This is a genomic window from Agrobacterium pusense (genome assembly GCF_900102105.1).
GTDB lineage: Bacteria > Pseudomonadota > Alphaproteobacteria > Rhizobiales > Rhizobiaceae > Agrobacterium > Agrobacterium pusense.
Window position 1 is genome coordinate 403442 of record NZ_FNBB01000003.1, and the last position, 16462, is coordinate 419903.

Below are 16462 nucleotides of genomic sequence, written 5' to 3' on the forward strand. Positions count from 1 at the left end.
TCAGGCATTGCCAGTGGCGGCGCGCACCAGCTTTTCCGGGGAAAAATCGGCGCGTTCGAACTGGCCTGCCATCAGGCCTTCGCGCATCACGATGGCGCGGTCGGACATGCCGAGGATTTCGGGAAGTTCGGACGAGATCATGATGATCGACAGGCCTTCGGCTGCGAGCTCGCTGATGAAGCCGTGCACCGCTGCCTTGGAGCCGATATCGATGCCCTTTGTCGGCTCATCGAGGATGATGACCTTTGGCTGGGTGGCGAGCCATTTGCCGATCACCACCTTCTGCTGGTTGCCGCCTGAAAGCGTACCGACCGGCACCGAAAGGGCGGCGGCGCGCAGATCGAGCCGCGCGGCATATTTGCGCGCAAGCGCGAATTCGTTGGCGGCGGCCAGGAAGCCCTTGCGCGAGGTGCGTGTGAGTGAAGGCAGCGACATGTTCTGGTAGATCGGCATGTCGAGCGCCAGACCGTGGCGGCCGCGTTCCTCCGGAACGTAGACGATACCGGCGCGGATGGCATCTTCCGGCGAGCGGATTGTGATGGGTTGGCCGTTCAACATCACTTCACCCGAAGCCGGGCGGGTGATGCCGAACAGCGACTGGCAAAGCTCCGAACGCCCGGCGCCGATCAGCCCGTAAAGGCCAAGAATTTCGCCCTTGCGTAACTCGAGCGAAATATCGCGAAACTCGGTCTGATGAGAGTAATCGCGGACTGAAAGAACCGTGGGACCCAGCGTAACAGCTTGCTTTGGAAAGGCATTCGTTACATCACGGCCAACCATCAGCCGAACGATTTCATCCTGCGGGGTGGTCGTGAGCGTGCCGGCGCCCACCATCCTGCCGTCCCGGAAGACGGCATAGTTTTCTGCAATCTCATAGACCTCATCGAATTTGTGGCTGATGAAGAGGATAGCCTTGCCCTGCCGCTTCAGGTTTTCGACGATGCGGAAGAGATCATCGATTTCCTTGCGCGAAAGGGCGGCGGTCGGTTCGTCCATGATGACGATGCGCGCCTCGACCGACAGGGCGCGGGCAATGGCGACGAGGTGGCGCTGTGCGATCGATAGGTCTTTCAACCGGATCGTCGGATCGATGGCGCTTTCGAGCTGTTCCAGCAGAATTCTCGCACGCGTATTGATGGTCTTCCAGTCGATCAGGCCGAAACGGCCCTTCGGGGCATGGCCGAGAAAGATGTTTTCACCGACGGAAAGCTCATCGAACAGCACGGTTTCCTGATGAATGGCCGTCACGCCGGCATCGATGGCGTCCTGTGCGCTGTGAAAATTGACGGGCTGGCCGTCGAGAAGGATTTCGCCCTCGTTCGGGCGGTAAATGCCGGTGAGGATCTTGACGAGCGTGGATTTGCCCGCGCCGTTTTCGCCGATCAACGCGGTGACCTTGCCGGGGTAAAGCGCAATATCGACGCCATCCAGCGCCTTGACGCCGGGGAATATTTGGCTGATGCCGCGCATTTCGAGAATGGGCGTGGCGCTGGGAGCTTCTGCAGCGTTTGGGATTTGAGGTTCGGCACGCATCATTCGTCTTACCGGTCGGTTTGTGTGAAGCGGCGAGGAGCTACCCCCTCTGCCCTGCCGGGCATCTCCCCTCAAGGGGGGAGATCGATATGCGGCACCGTTGAGGCCATCACTAAAGTTGAGAGTGAGCGAGTGTTATAGTCTGGCTGATCTCCCCCCTTGTGGGGGAGATGCCCGGCAGGGCAGAGGGGGGTAACCCTCCACCCGCCGTCAGCAATTTCTCCGATCAAAAAATCTTCGAAAACTGATCGATATTTTTCGCGTCATAAACAAACGGATCAGCCATCGCCGCTTCGCTGTTTTCGCCAACCTTGATCTTGCCCATACGGCCGGCTTCAATTTCCGAACCCGGCTTGCCGTCGGTTTCGCCCTTCACGAGGCGATAGGCGATCTGGGTGGCGGAATAGCCGAGGTCGATGGGGTTCCAGATCGCGAATTCCTTGGTCGCGCCCGACTTGATGGCGCCGGCCATTTCGGAAGGCAGGCCAAGACCGGTGACATAGACCTGACCGATCTTGCCGGCATCCTTCACGGCCTGCGAAGCGGCGAGAACGCCAACCGTGGTTGGCGCGACGATGACCTTCACATTCGGCTGCGAGGAGAGAAGGCCCTGCGCTTCGCGGTAGCTCTTGTCGGCCAGATCGTCACCGTAAACCGTGGTGACAAGGTTGAGGCCGGGGAAGTCCTTCAGCTGCTTCTTCATCTCGTCGATCCAGATGTTCTGGTTCGTGGACGTGGTGGTGGCCGAAAGAATGGCGAAATCGCCCTTGCCGCCTTCCAGATGCGATGCGGCGAGCTGCAGGCACATCTTGCCGATCAGCGCGTTGGACGAGGGGTTGAGCTGGAGTATGCGGCCTTCCGGCGCAACACCGGAATCCCAGGAGATGACCTTGATGCCGCGCTGGGCCGCCTTTTTCAGCGCTGGAACCACGGCGTCGGGATCGTTGGCGGAAATGGCAATGGCGTCGACGCCCTGCGCGATCAGCGAATTGATGACTTCGATCTGGCCTTCCGCCGTTGTGCTGGTCGGGCCGGTATAGATGATCTCGACTCCGCCGAGGTCCTTTGCGGCTTCCTGTGCGCCCTTGTTAGCGGCTTCGAAAAAGCCGTTGCCAAGCGATTTCACCACCAGCGCGATCTTCACGTCGGCGGCCTGTGCAACGCCGCCGAGGCCGGCGACGGAGAGTGCCGCGCCGAGCGCGAGTACGCTCGTCAATGTTCTGCGTGTAAGTTTCATGTCCCTTTTCCTCCCGTTTTTGAACCTTGCAACTTCCCTGCCGGCGCTCCTCAAGCGACCGACGAAGAATTCTCCTCATCCGGCGGACCGGCCGTTTTCGCTTCCGCCACTGCGCCGGCGATCAGCAGCTCTACCCCGGCATCTTCCACCATCCTTGCCGCCTCGTCAGAAATCCCGTCATCGGTGATGATGGTCGAGACGTTCTCGAGCGGGCAGAGAATGAGGCTGGACCGTTTCCTGAATTTCGAGGAATCGACCATCACGATCAGCTCTTCCGCCTGCCGCATCAGCTTCTGCTCGCTCTGTATGACCAGCGCGTCGGATTCCATGATGCCGAGCGCACCCACGCCCTGCGCCCCGAGAAAAATCCGACGTGCATAGAAGTTGCGGATTGCGTCATTCTCGAAGGGCGACAGGATCAGGCTCTGGTCACGATAGATCGCGCCACCCGGCACGCTGACATTGCATTTGGAATGCTTGACCAGATGCTCGGCGATGGCGAAGGAATTGGTCATCACCTGCAGGCGGCGCGCCGCCATATAATGCACCATCTGGAATGTCGTGGTGCCGCCATTCAGGATGATCGCATCGCCGTCATTGCAGAGATCGACCGCCTTGCGCGCAATTGCGCGTTTCTTATCGATATTGACTGATTCGGACACGCGGAAAGGCCGCGCGGCCAGATTGCCGAGCTGCGGCGGATGCACCGCTTCCGCACCGCCGCGCACGCGCCGCAACTTGCCCTGCACGTGCAGAGACGCAATGTCCCGCCGAATGGTCGCTTCCGACGCATCCGTCAATTCCGCAATGTCCTGCACCGTCACCACAGGTTTCTCCTGTATGGCGCTCAAGATGATGCGATGGCGTTCGCGTTCGTGCATTTGGTCCTCCTGATCGTGATTATTCGCAATCTCTTTACGTTGTCAATCAACAACGATCAAATTAATCAATATCGCGCTGCACAATGAAAATTTATGATCGTTTTTGATTGACATTATGCTTTTGGATGCGCGATACCTGCCGTCAAAGGAGGCGGGCCGGTGTCGGTTCGCGAATGAAGACCATGTGGGAGGAAGATATGACGGGAACATCCCGCCTTCTCGAAAGCCGTTGGGACGACGCTTATGCCAGAACGCTCGATGAGCCGGGAAAGCTTCTTTATCGCTCCAATCTGCTCGGTGCCGACAAGCGCATCACCAATTACGGCGGCGGGAACACATCAGCAAAGGTGCTTGAAACCGATCCCCTGACGGGCGAGAAGGTCCGCGTCATGTGGGTGAAGGGCTCCGGCGGCGATGTCGGCACCATCAAGCTCGATGGTTTTGCAACGCTTTATCTCGACAAGCTGGAAGCGCTGAAGGGCATTTACAAGGGTGTTCAGGATGAGGACCGCATGGTCGGCTTCCTGCCGCATTGCACCTTCAACCTCAATCCGCGCGCGGCCTCCATCGATACGCCGCTGCACGGTTTCGTGCCTTATGATCATGTCGACCATATGCATCCCGATGCGATCATCGCTATCGCCGCCTCGAAAAACTCGAAGGAATTGACGCAGCAGATTTTCGGCGACGACATCGGTTGGCTGCCCTGGCGTCGCCCCGGTTTTCAGCTGGGCCTCGATCTGGAAGCTTTCGTCAAGGCCAATCCGAAAGCCAAGGGCGTCGTGCTGGAAAGCCACGGCCTCTTCACCTGGGATAACGACGCCAAGGCGTGTTACGAACTGACGCTCGCCATCATCAACAAGGCGATCGAATGGTTTGCGGGAAAGACCGAAGGCAAGGTGATCTTCGGCGGGGCAGTGGCCAAAAGCCTGCCGGTTGCCGAACGTCGGGCCATCGCCGCCCGGTTGATGCCGGAAATCCGTGGCCGCATCGGCCGTGAAGAACGCAAGCTCGGCCATTTTGACGATCAGGATGCCGTTCTGGAATTCGTCAATTCGAAGGATTTGAAACCGCTCGGTGCGCTGGGCACATCCTGCCCTGACCATTTCCTGCGCACGAAAATTCGTCCGCTGATCCTTGATCTCGATACCGCAAATCCAGATGTGGATTCGCTGACGGCCAGCCTAGACAAGGCGCTGGAGGACTATCGCGCGGATTACACGCGCTATTATGAAGCTTGCCGCCACGATAATTCGCCAAAAATGCGTGATCCGAACCCGGTGATATTCCTCATCCCCGGCGTCGGCATGTTGTCTTTCGCTAAAGACAAGGCGACGGCCCGCATCGCTGGCGAATTTTATGTCAACGCCATCAACGTCATGCGTGGCGCGTCCACCGTGTCGGAATACCAGGGTCTTCCGGAGCAGGAAGCCTTCGATATCGAATATTGGCTGCTGGAAGAAGCGAAGCTGCAGCGCATGCCGAAGCCGAAGAGCCTTGCGGGCCGCGTGGCCTTCGTTACGGGCGGCGCCGGCGGCATCGGCCGGGCGACGGCGGAGCGGCTGGCGGGCGAGGGTGCCTGTGTGGTGCTGGCCGATATCGACGAAGCGGCGCTGGAGGCTGCGAAGGGCGATTTCGTCAAGCGGTACAGTGCGGATGCGGTGCGTACCGTCAAGCTTGACGTGACGCAGGAGAATGCAGTGATTTCCGCCTTCGCGGAAGCGAGTGTGGAATTCGGAGGCGTGGATATCCTCGTTTCCAATGCCGGTATCGCTTCTTCCGCTCCGGTGGAAGAGACGACGCTTGCCATGTGGAATAAGAATATCGACATTCTCGCGACAGGCTATTTCCTCGTTTCGCGAGAAGCATTCCGGCTGCTGCGGCGCCAGAATCTCGGCGGCAACGTCGTTTTTGTCGCTTCCAAGAACGGCCTTGCCTCTTCACCCAATGCCTCGGCCTATTGCACCGCGAAGGCGGCAGAAATTCATCTCGCCCGTTGCCTTGCGCTTGAGGGGGCGGAGGCCGGCATTCGCGTCAACACCGTCAATCCCGATGCCGTGCTGCGCGGTTCGAAGATCTGGAGCGGCGAATGGCGCGAGCAGCGCGCGGCCTCTTCCAAGATCGAAGTGACCGACCTGGAGGAACATTACAGAAAGCGCTCCATGCTAAAACTCAATGTCTTTCCGGAAGATATCGCTGAGGCGATCTACTTCCTGGCGTCCGACGCCTCCGCAAAGTCCACCGGCAACATCATCAATGTCGATGCGGGCAATGCGCAGAGCTTTACCCGGTAGACGTCCGGCAGGTCCCACCCCGTCATTCCGGCTCAAGGCCGGAATGACGGGGTGGCGGTGTCGCGGGTCGAAGCACCTGTTGTGTTCATCGTTCGGGAGGAAAAAATGACCGAGACGAAAATCGCCGCTGATGTGATCGCGGCTGAAAACGAAAAGCGCGCCGGCGCACAGAAAGACGACTATCAGGCGCTTGGCAACCAGCTCGCGCGCCGCAATATCGATATCGAGGCCGTCACAACCAGGGTCGCCGAATTTTTCGTTGCCGTGCCCTCCTGGGGCGTCGGCACCGGCGGAACCCGTTTTGCCCGTTTCCCGGGCACGGGCGAGCCACGCGGCATTTTCGACAAGCTCGATGATTGCGCCGTCATCAACCAGCTGACGCGGGCGACGCCCAATGTTTCATTGCATATTCCGTGGGACAAGGAAGACCCGAAGCGATTGAAGGCCCATGCCGATGCGCTCGGTCTCGGCTTCGACGCCATGAACTCCAACACGTTTTCGGATGCTTTGGGCCAGAGCCATTCCTACAAATACGGCTCGCTCAGCCACACCGACGCCGCCACACGCCGGCAGGCGGTGGAACACAATCTCGAATGTATCGAAATCGGTAGGGCCATCGGCTCCAAGGCCCTGACGGTGTGGGTGGGTGATGGCTCCAACTTCCCCGGACAGAGCAATTTTACCAGAAGTTTCGAGCGTTATCTCGCCGCAATGGCCGACATCTACAAGGCGCTGCCGGATGACTGGCGCATCTTTTCCGAACACAAGATGTATGAGCCGGCCTTTTATTCCACCGTCGTGCAGGATTGGGGCACCAATTATCTTATCGCCAACGCGCTCGGCGACAAGGCCTTCTGCCTCGTTGATCTTGGTCACCATGCGCCCAACACCAATATCGAAATGATCGTCGCCCGGCTGATACAGTTCGGCAAGCTCGGCGGTTTCCACTTCAACGACAGCAAATATGGCGATGACGATCTGGATGCCGGCTCAATCGACCCTTACCGCCTGTTCCTGGTTTTCAACGAACTTGTCGACGCCGAACATCGCGGGGTGAAGGGTTTCCATCCCGCCCACATGATCGATCAGTCGCATAATGTGACGGACCCGATCGAAAGCCTGATCTCCAGCGCCAACGAAATCCGTCGTGCCTATGCGCAGGCGCTGCTGGTGGATCGTGTGGCTCTTGACGGCTACCAGCAGGACAATGATGCATTGATGGCTTCAGATGTGCTGAAGCGGGCCTACCGCACCGATGTCGAACCGATTCTCGCTCAGGCGCGGCAACTGGCAGGCGGCGCGATTGATCCGATTGCGGCCTATCGGGCAAGCGGCTATCGCGAGCAGGTTGCGGCGAAGCGCCCGGCTTCGGTTGGCGGCAGCGGCGGGATTGTATAAATTCGGTGTCGTTGGAACAGGGGGGAGCCGAGGCTGACTACACACCTTGCCTCTATCTCGACGTCATCCCCGGCATTGTGCCGAGGATCTGCCTGCTTTGCATAAAATCGATCGGTAATAGATGCTCGGGAGAGGCCCGAGCATGACGAAGGTGAAGGTGTTGGTCACGAAGCGCCCCCGCCCGCTGCGCGCCTTCATTACGTCCCAGAAGGCGATTGCCGGCGCACCTGAAACGTATGCTCCGGCCCGGGAAACGCCCCTGCGCGAACCTCATCGGCGTAGGCCGCCGCCGCTTCGGAGATCGTCGGGCCCAGATCGGCGAAACGCTTGACGAATTTTGGTTTGAAATCGGTGAAGAGGCCGAGCATGTCGTCGGAAACCAGCACCTGCCCGTCACAGGCTGGCGATGCGCCGATACCGATGGTGGGCGCGGCAAGTTTTTCCGTCAGCTCGCGGGCCAGCGGCTCGACTGTGCCTTCTACAACGATGGCGAAGGCGCCCGCCTGATCCACCGCAATCGCGTCACGCCAGATCTTTTGCCTTTCCGCATCAGAATGCCCCAGCGCGCGGAAGCCGCCGGCCGTATGAACAAGCTGTGGCATCAGACCGACGTGGCCGAAGACGGGAATGCCGCGGGCTACCAGGAAGGCGATGGTCTCCGCCATTTCCTCGCCTCCCTCCAGCTTCACGCCGTCGCAGCCGGTTTCCTGCATCAGCCGCACGGCGTTGCGGAAGGCCTGTTCCTTGGATTCCTGATAGGTTCCGAAGGGCAGATCAACGATGACGCAGGCATGTTCGACGCCGCGCATGACGGCGCGGCCATGGGCGATCATCATGTCCAGCGTCACGCCGACTGTGGTATCCATGCCGTAGAGCACCATGCCGAGGGAATCGCCGACCAGCAGCAGGTCGCAATGCGGGTCAAGCAGGCGGGCGATCGGTGTGGTATAGGCGGTCAGGCAGACGATGCGCGCCTCGCCCTTCATCTGCCGGATGGAGGCCGTCGTCAGCCGTTTTTGTTTTCCATGGGCGCTCATTGGGCGACCTCCCTTTTATCTGTTCTCTCGCGGCCGATGACGCGGTTGTCGAGAAGCCTTGTGCTGCCGAGGCGCACGAACAGCGCCACCAATATTGGCCCTGCCTGCGCGGAAGCAACGGGTGCCAGCGTATCGGGATCGCGTACCGCAACGACGTCGGGACATGCCAAAGGCTCGGCGGCGATAAATGTTTCGAGAGCCGCTTCGAACGCGGCGGGGTCATCCAATCCTTGGTCATAAAGCCGTTCCGCCTCGTTCAGCGCCCGTGGAACGATCACGGCGGCGGCGCGCTCCTCAGCGCTCAGATAGACGTTGCGTGAGGAGCAGGCGAGCCCATCCGGCTCCCGCACGGTTGTGACGGGAACGACCCTGACCGGCTGGGCGAGGTCCTCGACCATGCGGCGGATCAACGTTACCTGCTGATAGTCCTTCTCACCGAAATAGGCGGAATCTGGCTGAACGAGATTAAAAAGCTTCGTCACCACGGTTGCGACACCGGCGAAATGCCCCGGCCGAACCGCGCCTTCCAGCTGACTGCCGAGTTCCGGCACGTCAACGACGGTTGCCATTGGACGCGGATACATCTCCGAGACTTCGGGCGCGAAAAGAATGTCGACGCCAGCTTCCTCCAGAAGCGCGCTGTCGCGGGCGAGGTCGCGCGGATAGCGGGCCAGATCCTCATTGGCGCCGAATTGCAGCGGATTGACAAAGATGGAAACCACCGTCACGTCGTTTTCCGCCTTCGCCCTGGAAACCAGCGTGAGATGACCGATATGGAGGAAACCCATCGTCGGTACGAAGCCGACGGTTTTGCCGGCGCGGCGAAAGACGGCGATCGCATCGCGCAATTCGGCGACAGTTTTTACAAGGCGCATAGGGTCTCCTCCGGCTTCCCGATCACCCTCCGGCGAAAGGTGCTGGATAGAACGCGATTTGTGAAACGGGGTCAACGCGGTCAAACCCATTATATCGATTAACGGAGTTGGCGATCGACACACCCTGCCGGTCTGGCCTCAGGGCTTGCCGGTCCAGCGCGGGGGACGTTTTTCCGCAAAGGCCAGACGTCCCTCCCGCGCCTCATCACTGCCGCTGACGACGGCGATGATGCGTTCGGCGAAGACGAGCCGTTCCGCCGATGGCATGTCGCGCATGGCGAGCAGCGCCGCCTTTCCGGCCGCGATGGCACCCGGTGCATTGTGCCGCAGCGTTGCAAGAACCTCTTCGATCAGGCCGTCGAGGCTGGCGAGGGGAACGGCGCGGTTTATGAGCCCGAGACGTGTCGCCTCACTGGCGCTGACCGCGTGGCCGAGATAAGCCATTTCCTGAAGCCCGCCCAATGGGATTTTTGCCAGGAGTTTCGCTGCGACCATGGCGGGGAAAAGACCGACCTTCACCTCCGGCAGGCCGAATTCGGCATGATCGGCTGCATAGACGAGGTCGCAGGCGGCAACGAGGCCAAGCCCGCCCGCCAGAACCCGGCCATTGATGCGGGCGATGACGGGCCTGTCGCAGCCTTCTATGGCGCGCATGACGTCGGCTATAGGGTTCGTGCCGTCCCGGGACAGGAACATGCCGCCCGCACTTTCCTTCAGATCTGCACCCGAACAGAAACTGCGTTCTCCCGCTGCCGTTATCACAACGGCGCGCAGGCCATGGTCGCCGGAGGCGGCGCGGATCGCATGGGCGAGCGCATCGGTCATCGCGGCATTCAGGGCATTATGCACCTCCGGTCGGTTGAGCGTCAGCCACAGAACATCCTTGCGTTTCTCGCTCAACACCTCATTTGCCATGGGCTTCACCCTTCTGTTTCGCGGCGAGAAGTGCCTTGCCGGCACGGGCTGCATTGGACCTGCCCAGATGCCTGCTTATCCAGTCACCGGTTGTCGCCACGGCCAGCAGGTCGACGCCGGTCTCTATGCCAAGTCCCGCCAGCAGATAAACGACATCTTCCGTTGCGACATTGCCGCTCGCCCCCGGCGCAAAGGGGCAGCCACCCAGCCCGGCAACGGAACTGTCGAAAACGACGATGCCTTCCTGAAGCGAGGCAAGCACATTGGCGACGCCCTGCCCATAGGTATCATGAAAATGCATGGCGATTTTTTCACGCGAAATGCCGGTCGCCACCCGCTCAATGACCTTGCGGATCTGGCCCGCCGTGCCGATGCCGATCGTATCACCTAGCGAGATTTCATGGCAGCCGAGCGCAACAAGGGCATCGGCCATCGCCGCCACTTCATCGGGCGCAACTGCTCCGTCATAGGGGCAACCGGCAATGCAGGAAAGGTAACCGCGCATGCGGATATTTCGCACGGCAGCGGCATCCGCGACATCGCGCAGACGGTCGAGGCTTTCGGCGCGCGAACAGCCGATATTGTGCTGGCTGAAACCTTCGGAGGCGGACACGAAAACCGCGATTTCCGTCACACCGGCTTCAATGGCGGCTTCGAAACCTCTCATGTTGGGAACAAGCGCCGGATAGGCCGTGCCCGCTCGCCTTTCGAGGCCTCTAAAGACCTCTTTCGAACCCGCCATCTGCGGCACTTTTTTGGGTGAGACGAAAGCGCCCGCTTCCACCGTTCTCAGTCCTGCTGCAGCCAGCCGCTCGATCAGCTCGATTTTTGTCGCGGTCGGAACCTCGGTGATCTCGTTCTGCAAGCCGTCGCGTGCGCCGACCTCAACGATCCTGACGGTTCGGGGCAAGCTCATCTCATGCTCCTTCCGACTGGAAATCCACCAGCACCGCGCCGGCCGCGACCATATCGCCCTCATTGCAATTGATGGCCGTGACGATGCCCTTCGCCGGCGCACGGATCGTATGCTCCATCTTCATCGCTTCCATCACCACAAGCGCGTCGCCGGCCTCCACGACAGCACCGTCCCGGCTGAGCACCGCGCGGATCACGCCCGGCATGGGAGCTTCCAGGCCACCGGTGTGAACGGAAGAATCCGCGATTTCGACGGGATCTGGCTGGCTGATGTGGTAAGTCTCGCCATGCAGGAAAAGCGCATAGGTGCCGGTCTCGGCGAAGAAATAGCCCTGGCTTTTCCGGCCGTCCACGGTTGCAAGGAGCTGGCCGTCACCGGAAAGGCTGCCGTAGGCCCGGATCGTCCGCCCCTCGATTGCGAGCGTGAAGTCATCACGCTCATGCGTGACACCGACGCTTAACGGCTGGTTCTCAAACATGAAATTCAGCGTTTCCCGCGCCGGTGCGTTGAGGCGGAATGCGGCCTTCGCGTTCCACGGGCTATGGGGATCCACCTCTGATTGCGACATTCCGTTTGTCCGGCGGGAGAGCAGCAGGCCAAGCGCGGCGAGGGCGATGACACTTCCTTCATTCGAGGCTGGAGCAAAGAGCGAAGCCTCGTTGCGGGTGATGAAACCCGTATCGAGGTCGGCTGAGGCGAAAGCTTCCAATCCGGCAAGCCGTGTCAGAAAGGCGGCGTTGCTAGTGACGCCGCAGATCGCCAGCTTTTCCAGCGCCAGCGACAGACGCCGCACGGCTGAGGCTCGGTCCCGATCCCAAACGATAAGCTTGGCGATCATCGGATCGTAATGCACGGTGATGGCGTCGCCGGCGCGGATGCCGCTGTCGATCCTGACGTGAGGGCCCTGGTCGGGGAAAACGAGATGGCTGATGGTGCCGACCGACGGCAGGAAATCATGCGCCGGGTCTTCGGCATAGATACGGGCCTCGATGGCATGACCATTCATGCTGAGATCGGCCCAGTCCTGCGGTAACGTTCCACCATCCGCAACACGGATCTGCCATTCGACCAGATCGAGACCGGTAATATACTCGGTCACGGGGTGTTCGACCTGAAGCCTCGTATTCATTTCCATGAAATAGAATGCGCCGGAAGGATCGAGCAGGAATTCCACGGTTCCCGCACCGCGATAGTCGATCGCGCGGCCGGCGGCTGTTGCCGCTTCATACATACGTTGCCTGAGCGCATCCGGCAGGCCGGGGGCAGGGGCTTCTTCCAAAACCTTCTGATGTCTGCGCTGGATCGAACAGTCACGTTCGAAAAGGGAAAAACAATTGCCGTGGCTATCGGCAAAGATCTGCACCTCCACATGGCGCGGCCGTTCGAGATATTTTTCGATCAGCATGCGGTCATCACCGAAGGCGGCCGACGCCTCGCGTTTTGCCCCGGCAAGTTCCGCCGCAAATTCACGTTTTTGCCTGACGATGCGCATGCCCTTACCGCCGCCGCCGGCCGAAGCCTTGAGCAGGACGGGATAGCCCATGGCTTCCGCCTCATTCCCCAGCCGTTCCTCCGCCTGGTCCTTATCGTGATAACCGGGAACCACGGGCACGCCAGCCTTGGCCATCAGTGCCTTTGCTTCGCTTTTGCCGCCCATGGCGCGGATCGCCGCGGCCGGCGGGCCGATGAACACCAGCCCGGCGGCGGCACAGGCTTCGGCGAAACCGGCATTTTCCGAGAGGAAACCGTAACCCGGATGAATGGCTTCCGCGCCGCTTGTCTTCGCTGCGGCGATGATCTTTTCGCCATCGAGATAGGAGGCACGCGCGGGTGCAGCGCCGATGGCGATCGCTTCGTCGGCAAGCGCCACATGCATGGCGTCACGATCGGCATCGGAATAAACGGCGACGGTACGAATGCCCATTTTGCGGGCGGTATGGATGATGCGGCAGGCGATCTCGCCCCTGTTGGCGATGAGTATTTTCGAAAACATCGTCGCCTCACATCCTGAATATGCCGAAACGGGTGGGTTCAATGGGTGCGTTGAGCGCGGCGGACAGACCGAGGCCGAGGACGAGGCGGGTATCCTTTGGGTCGATGATACCGTCGTCCCAAAGCCGCGCGCTGGCATAATAGGGATGGCCCTCCCGCTCGTATTTTTCGCGGATCGGCTGCTTGAACGCTTCTTCGCCTTCCTTCGACCAGTGCCGGCCATCAGCTTCGATACCGTCGCGGCGAATCTGTGCCAGAACGGAGGCCGCCTGCTCGCCGCCCATCACGGAAATGCGGGCATTCGGCCACATCCAGAGGAAGCGGGGCGAATAGGCCCGGCCGCACATGCCATAATTACCGGCCCCGAAGGAGCCGCCGATGATGACGGTGAATTTCGGCACCTTGGCGGAGGCGACGGCGGTGACGAGCTTGGCGCCATCCTTGGCAATGCCGCCAGCCTCATAGGCCTTGCCGACCATGAAGCCGGTGATGTTCTGCAGGAAAACCAGGGGAATGCCGCGCTGGCAGCAGAGCTCGATGAAATGCGCGCCCTTGAGCGCCGATTCCGAAAACAGGATGCCGTTATTGGCGATGATGCCAACGGGATAGCCATGGATGTGGGCGAAACCACAGACCAGCGTCGTGCCATAAAGCGCCTTGAATTCATCGAATTCGGAACCGTCCACCAGACGGGCGATGATCTCACGTACCTCGAAGGGTTTGCGCGTATCGGCGGGAACGATGCCGTAAAGCTCGTCTGCCGGATAAAGCGGCTCCAGCGGTTCGCGAATATCCAACTCCACCTGCTTGCGGCGGTTGAGGGTTGAGACAATCCGCCGGGTCAGCGCCAGCGCGTGGCGGTCGTCATGGGCAAAATGATCGGTGACGCCGGATTGCCGGGAGTGCACATCCGCACCGCCCAGCTCTTCCGCACTCACCACCTCACCTGTTGCCGCCTTCACCAGCGGCGGGCCGCCAAGGAAGATCGTGCCCTGGTTTTTGACGATCACGGACTGGTCGCTCATGGCGGGCACATAGGCCCCGCCCGCCGTGCAGCTGCCCATCACCACCGCGATCTGCGCAATTCCGGCGGCTGACATATTGGCCTGATTGTAGAAGATGCGGCCGAAATGATCGCGGTCGGGAAACACCTCGTCCTGATTGGGCAGGTTCGCGCCGCCTGAATCCACCAGATAGATGCAGGGCAGACGGTTTTCGGCGGCAATCTCCTGCGCGCGCAGGTGTTTCTTCACTGTCAGCGGATAATAGGTGCCGCCCTTTACCGTCGCATCATTGGCGACGATCACACATTCGCGGCCCGAGACCCGGCCGATGCCGGTGACGATGCCAGCTGCGGGCACGGGTTCGTCATAGACCTCGTGTGCTGCAAATTGCGAGAATTCGAGGAATGGACTGCCGCGATCGAGAAGTGTCTCGATGCGGTCGCGCGCCAGCAATTTGCCGCGGGAGAGATGCCGTTCGCGGGCCTTGTCGCCGCCGCCTCTGGAGATTTTTTCGACGTGTTGGCGCAGGTCAGCCACCAGACCCGACATGAACTCGACATTGGCAGCGAAGGCGGGATCGCGGTTCAGACTGGACGTAAGCTTCATCGCGTGTCCTCACCCGTTGCCCTTGACCAACTCGCGGCCGATCAGCATCCGGCGGATTTCGCTGGTGCCAGCGCCGATTTCGTAAAGCTTGGCATCGCGTAGCAGCCGCCCGGCCGGACTGTCATTCACGTAACCGGAGCCGCCGAGAAGCTGGATTGCATCCAGCGCCACCTGCGTCGCCCGCTCGGCGGCGAAGAGGATAGCCCCTGCCGCATCCTGCCTCGTGATGCGGCCATTGTCGCAGGCCCGGGCCACGGAATAGACATAAGCGCGCGATGCGTTCATCGCCGAATAGATATCCGCGAGCTTACCCTGCACGAGCTGGAATTCACCGATCGGTTTGCCGAATTGCTTGCGCTCGCGGGCATAAGGCAGCACAAGGTCGATTGCCGCCTGCATGATACCTACGGGGCCGGCGGCCAGCACGGCGCGCTCGTAATCCAGCCCGCTCATCAGCACCGCCACGCCGTCATTCAACCGCCCGAGGATGTTTTCCTCCGGCACCTCGCAATCCTCGAACACGAGTTCCGAGGTGGGGGAACCGCGCATGCCGAGCTTGTCGAGTTTCTGGGCCGGACGAAACCCTTTGAAGCCTTTTTCAATGAGGAAGGCGGTGATGCCGCGAGGGCCGGCGGACATGTCGGTCTTGGCGTAAACGACCAGCGTATCGGCCTCGTGGCCGTTGGTGATCCACATTTTCGCACCGTTCAGCACATAGCGGTCGCCCCTGCGTTCCGCCTTCAGCCGCATCGAGACGACATCCGAGCCGGCCTCCGTCTCGCTCATGGCAAGCGAACCGACATGCTCGCCAGAGACGAGTTTCGGCAGATATCTGTGCTTCTGCTCTTGCGTGCCCCAGCGATGGATCTGGTTGATACAGAGGTTGGAATGGGCGCCGTAGGAAAGGCCAATGGAGGCGGAAGCCCGGCTTATTTCCTCCATCGCCACGCAATGAGCGAGATAGCCCATGTCGGCACCGCCGAATTCTTCCGAAACAGTAATGCCGTGCAGGCCAAGCTCGCCCATTTGTGGCCAGAGCTGACGCGGGAAGCGGTCGTCCCTGTCGATCTCCGCCGCCAGCGGGACGATTTTATCATCTGCGAATGCACTTGCGCTGTCGCGCAATGCTGCGATTTCCGGGCCGAGATCGGCATCGAAAATGGCGGCGAGGTTCAAACTCATCGCGTCTCCTCCTCCGGACGGCAGGCCGTCCCTTTGTCAGCAGCCGGCACCTCCTCCGCGCCGGCAGCCCTTGTTTACGGCGTGTCACCCCCGGTGAAGGCGGCGGAACGGCGCACGAATGTCTTGATGGCAAAGTTAGACTGGATGCGCGACACGCCGGGAACCGTGGTCAGGAAATCCAGCAGCTGCTGGTAATGCGGCAGATCCCGCACCATGGCGTGGATCAGATAATCGGAACTGCCGCTCGTCTGGTAACCACCCACCACCTCGGGAATGGAGGCCACATGATGTTCGAATGTCGTCAGCGCTTCCTTGATCTGCCGCTCCAGCGTGACGGAGATGAAGACACCCATATTGCCGAGCAGCCGGTTCTCGTCAAACACGGCGGTATAGCCGCGAATGATCCCTTCCTCTTCGAGCTTGCGCACGCGGCGCAACGTTGGCGTGAAGGAAAGGCCTATCCGAGCCGCAAGATCCCGCCAGCTGACCCGCCCGTCATCGCCGAGAACATGCAGAATCTTCTGGTCGAAACTGTCGAGCTCAATCATGGATCATTTGCTCTATGATATGACTATTTGTTGGATCAAAGATA

The 16462-nt window shown here is 60.5% G+C and carries 13 protein-coding genes; 2 read left to right on the plus strand and 11 right to left on the minus strand.

Going from position 1 to position 16462, the window contains the following annotated elements; translation table 11 throughout:
- The 3 genes from BLU28_RS10925 to BLU28_RS10935 form a co-directional block, all read right to left on the minus strand.
- A complete protein-coding gene (locus BLU28_RS10925) occupies positions 1–1536 on the minus strand; it encodes a sugar ABC transporter ATP-binding protein (RefSeq protein WP_234794402.1) in 1536 nt (511 codons plus the stop codon).
- Positions 1537–1759: 223 nt separating this feature from the next.
- Positions 1760–2770 (minus strand): rhamnose ABC transporter substrate-binding protein, encoded by a 1011-nt coding sequence (rhaS, locus tag BLU28_RS10930; RefSeq protein ID WP_004445550.1) that lies wholly within the window; start codon positions 2768–2770, stop codon positions 1760–1762.
- A gap of 50 nt (positions 2771–2820) precedes the next feature.
- Positions 2821–3651: a DeoR/GlpR family DNA-binding transcription regulator gene (locus BLU28_RS10935; protein WP_077985713.1), complete on the minus strand. Its 831-nt coding sequence runs from the start codon at positions 3649–3651 to the stop codon at positions 2821–2823.
- 197 nt (positions 3652–3848) lie between these two features.
- On the opposite strand from BLU28_RS10935, the gene BLU28_RS10940 reads away from it, so the two are divergent.
- Together BLU28_RS10940 and rhaI are read left to right on the plus strand one after the other, a co-directional pair.
- A complete protein-coding gene (locus BLU28_RS10940) occupies positions 3849–5945 on the plus strand; it encodes a bifunctional rhamnulose-1-phosphate aldolase/short-chain dehydrogenase (protein ID WP_077985902.1) in 2097 nt (698 codons plus the stop codon).
- 105 nt (positions 5946–6050) lie between these two features.
- Complete coding sequence (rhaI, locus tag BLU28_RS10945) at positions 6051–7343, plus strand: L-rhamnose catabolism isomerase (protein WP_077985712.1); 1293 nt, start codon at positions 6051–6053, stop codon at positions 7341–7343.
- Positions 7344–7540: 197 nt separating this feature from the next.
- On the opposite strand, the gene panB is transcribed toward rhaI, so the two are convergent.
- The 8 genes from panB to BLU28_RS10985 all read right to left on the minus strand — a co-directional run bounded on the left by panB (position 7541) and on the right by BLU28_RS10985 (position 16418).
- Positions 7541–8380 (minus strand): 3-methyl-2-oxobutanoate hydroxymethyltransferase, encoded by an 840-nt coding sequence (gene panB, locus BLU28_RS10950; protein ID WP_077985711.1) that lies wholly within the window; start codon positions 8378–8380, stop codon positions 7541–7543.
- Positions 8377–9255 (minus strand): pantoate--beta-alanine ligase, encoded by an 879-nt coding sequence (gene panC, locus BLU28_RS10955; protein WP_077985710.1) that lies wholly within the window; start codon positions 9253–9255, stop codon positions 8377–8379. The genes panB and panC overlap by 4 nt, the downstream gene beginning before the upstream one ends.
- A 138-nt stretch (positions 9256–9393) precedes the next feature.
- On the minus strand, positions 9394–10170 hold the full coding sequence (locus tag BLU28_RS10960; protein WP_077985709.1) for an enoyl-CoA hydratase-related protein: 777 nt from the start codon (positions 10168–10170) through the stop codon (positions 9394–9396).
- The gene (locus BLU28_RS10965; protein ID WP_077985708.1) at positions 10160–11086 is read right to left on the minus strand and encodes a hydroxymethylglutaryl-CoA lyase; all 927 of its coding nucleotides are present in this window, start codon (positions 11084–11086) and stop codon (positions 10160–10162) included. Before BLU28_RS10965 ends, BLU28_RS10960 begins: the two co-directional genes overlap by 11 nt.
- Before the next feature lies 1 nt (position 11087).
- The gene (locus BLU28_RS10970; RefSeq protein ID WP_077985707.1) at positions 11088–13079 is read right to left on the minus strand and encodes an acetyl/propionyl/methylcrotonyl-CoA carboxylase subunit alpha; all 1992 of its coding nucleotides are present in this window, start codon (positions 13077–13079) and stop codon (positions 11088–11090) included.
- A gap of 7 nt (positions 13080–13086) precedes the next feature.
- On the minus strand, positions 13087–14688 hold the full coding sequence (locus tag BLU28_RS10975; RefSeq protein ID WP_077985706.1) for a carboxyl transferase domain-containing protein: 1602 nt from the start codon (positions 14686–14688) through the stop codon (positions 13087–13089).
- 9 nt (positions 14689–14697) lie between these two features.
- The gene (locus tag BLU28_RS10980; protein WP_077985705.1) at positions 14698–15870 is read right to left on the minus strand and encodes an isovaleryl-CoA dehydrogenase; all 1173 of its coding nucleotides are present in this window, start codon (positions 15868–15870) and stop codon (positions 14698–14700) included.
- 74 nt (positions 15871–15944) lie between these two features.
- On the minus strand, positions 15945–16418 hold the full coding sequence (locus BLU28_RS10985) for an Lrp/AsnC family transcriptional regulator (protein WP_004445535.1): 474 nt from the start codon (positions 16416–16418) through the stop codon (positions 15945–15947).
- Between the last annotated feature and the right edge of the window lie 44 nt (positions 16419–16462).

Excerpts from the sequence above, each read along its gene's own strand:
- BLU28_RS10970 (WP_077985707.1), bottom strand. The coding sequence starts at position 13,079 with ATGTTTTCGAAAATACTCATCGCCAACAGGGGCGAGATCGCCTGCCGC.
- BLU28_RS10975 (WP_077985706.1), bottom strand. The coding sequence starts at position 14,688 with ATGAAGCTTACGTCCAGTCTGAACCGCGATCCCGCCTTCGCTGCCAAT.
- BLU28_RS10965 (WP_077985708.1), bottom strand. The coding sequence starts at position 11,086 with ATGAGCTTGCCCCGAACCGTCAGGATCGTTGAGGTCGGCGCACGCGAC.
- rhaI (WP_077985712.1), top strand. The coding sequence starts at position 6,051 with ATGACCGAGACGAAAATCGCCGCTGATGTGATCGCGGCTGAAAACGAA.
- BLU28_RS10980 (WP_077985705.1), bottom strand. The coding sequence starts at position 15,870 with ATGAGTTTGAACCTCGCCGCCATTTTCGATGCCGATCTCGGCCCGGAA.
- BLU28_RS10985 (WP_004445535.1), bottom strand. The coding sequence starts at position 16,418 with ATGATTGAGCTCGACAGTTTCGACCAGAAGATTCTGCATGTTCTCGGC.
- BLU28_RS10960 (WP_077985709.1), bottom strand. The coding sequence starts at position 10,170 with ATGGCAAATGAGGTGTTGAGCGAGAAACGCAAGGATGTTCTGTGGCTG.
- BLU28_RS10940 (WP_077985902.1), top strand. The coding sequence starts at position 3,849 with ATGACGGGAACATCCCGCCTTCTCGAAAGCCGTTGGGACGACGCTTAT.
- panB (WP_077985711.1), bottom strand. The coding sequence starts at position 8,380 with ATGAGCGCCCATGGAAAACAAAAACGGCTGACGACGGCCTCCATCCGG.
- BLU28_RS10925 (WP_234794402.1), bottom strand. The coding sequence starts at position 1,536 with ATGATGCGTGCCGAACCTCAAATCCCAAACGCTGCAGAAGCTCCCAGC.
- BLU28_RS10935 (WP_077985713.1), bottom strand. The coding sequence starts at position 3,651 with ATGCACGAACGCGAACGCCATCGCATCATCTTGAGCGCCATACAGGAG.
- rhaS (WP_004445550.1), bottom strand. The coding sequence starts at position 2,770 with ATGAAACTTACACGCAGAACATTGACGAGCGTACTCGCGCTCGGCGCG.
- panC (WP_077985710.1), bottom strand. The coding sequence starts at position 9,255 with ATGCGCCTTGTAAAAACTGTCGCCGAATTGCGCGATGCGATCGCCGTC.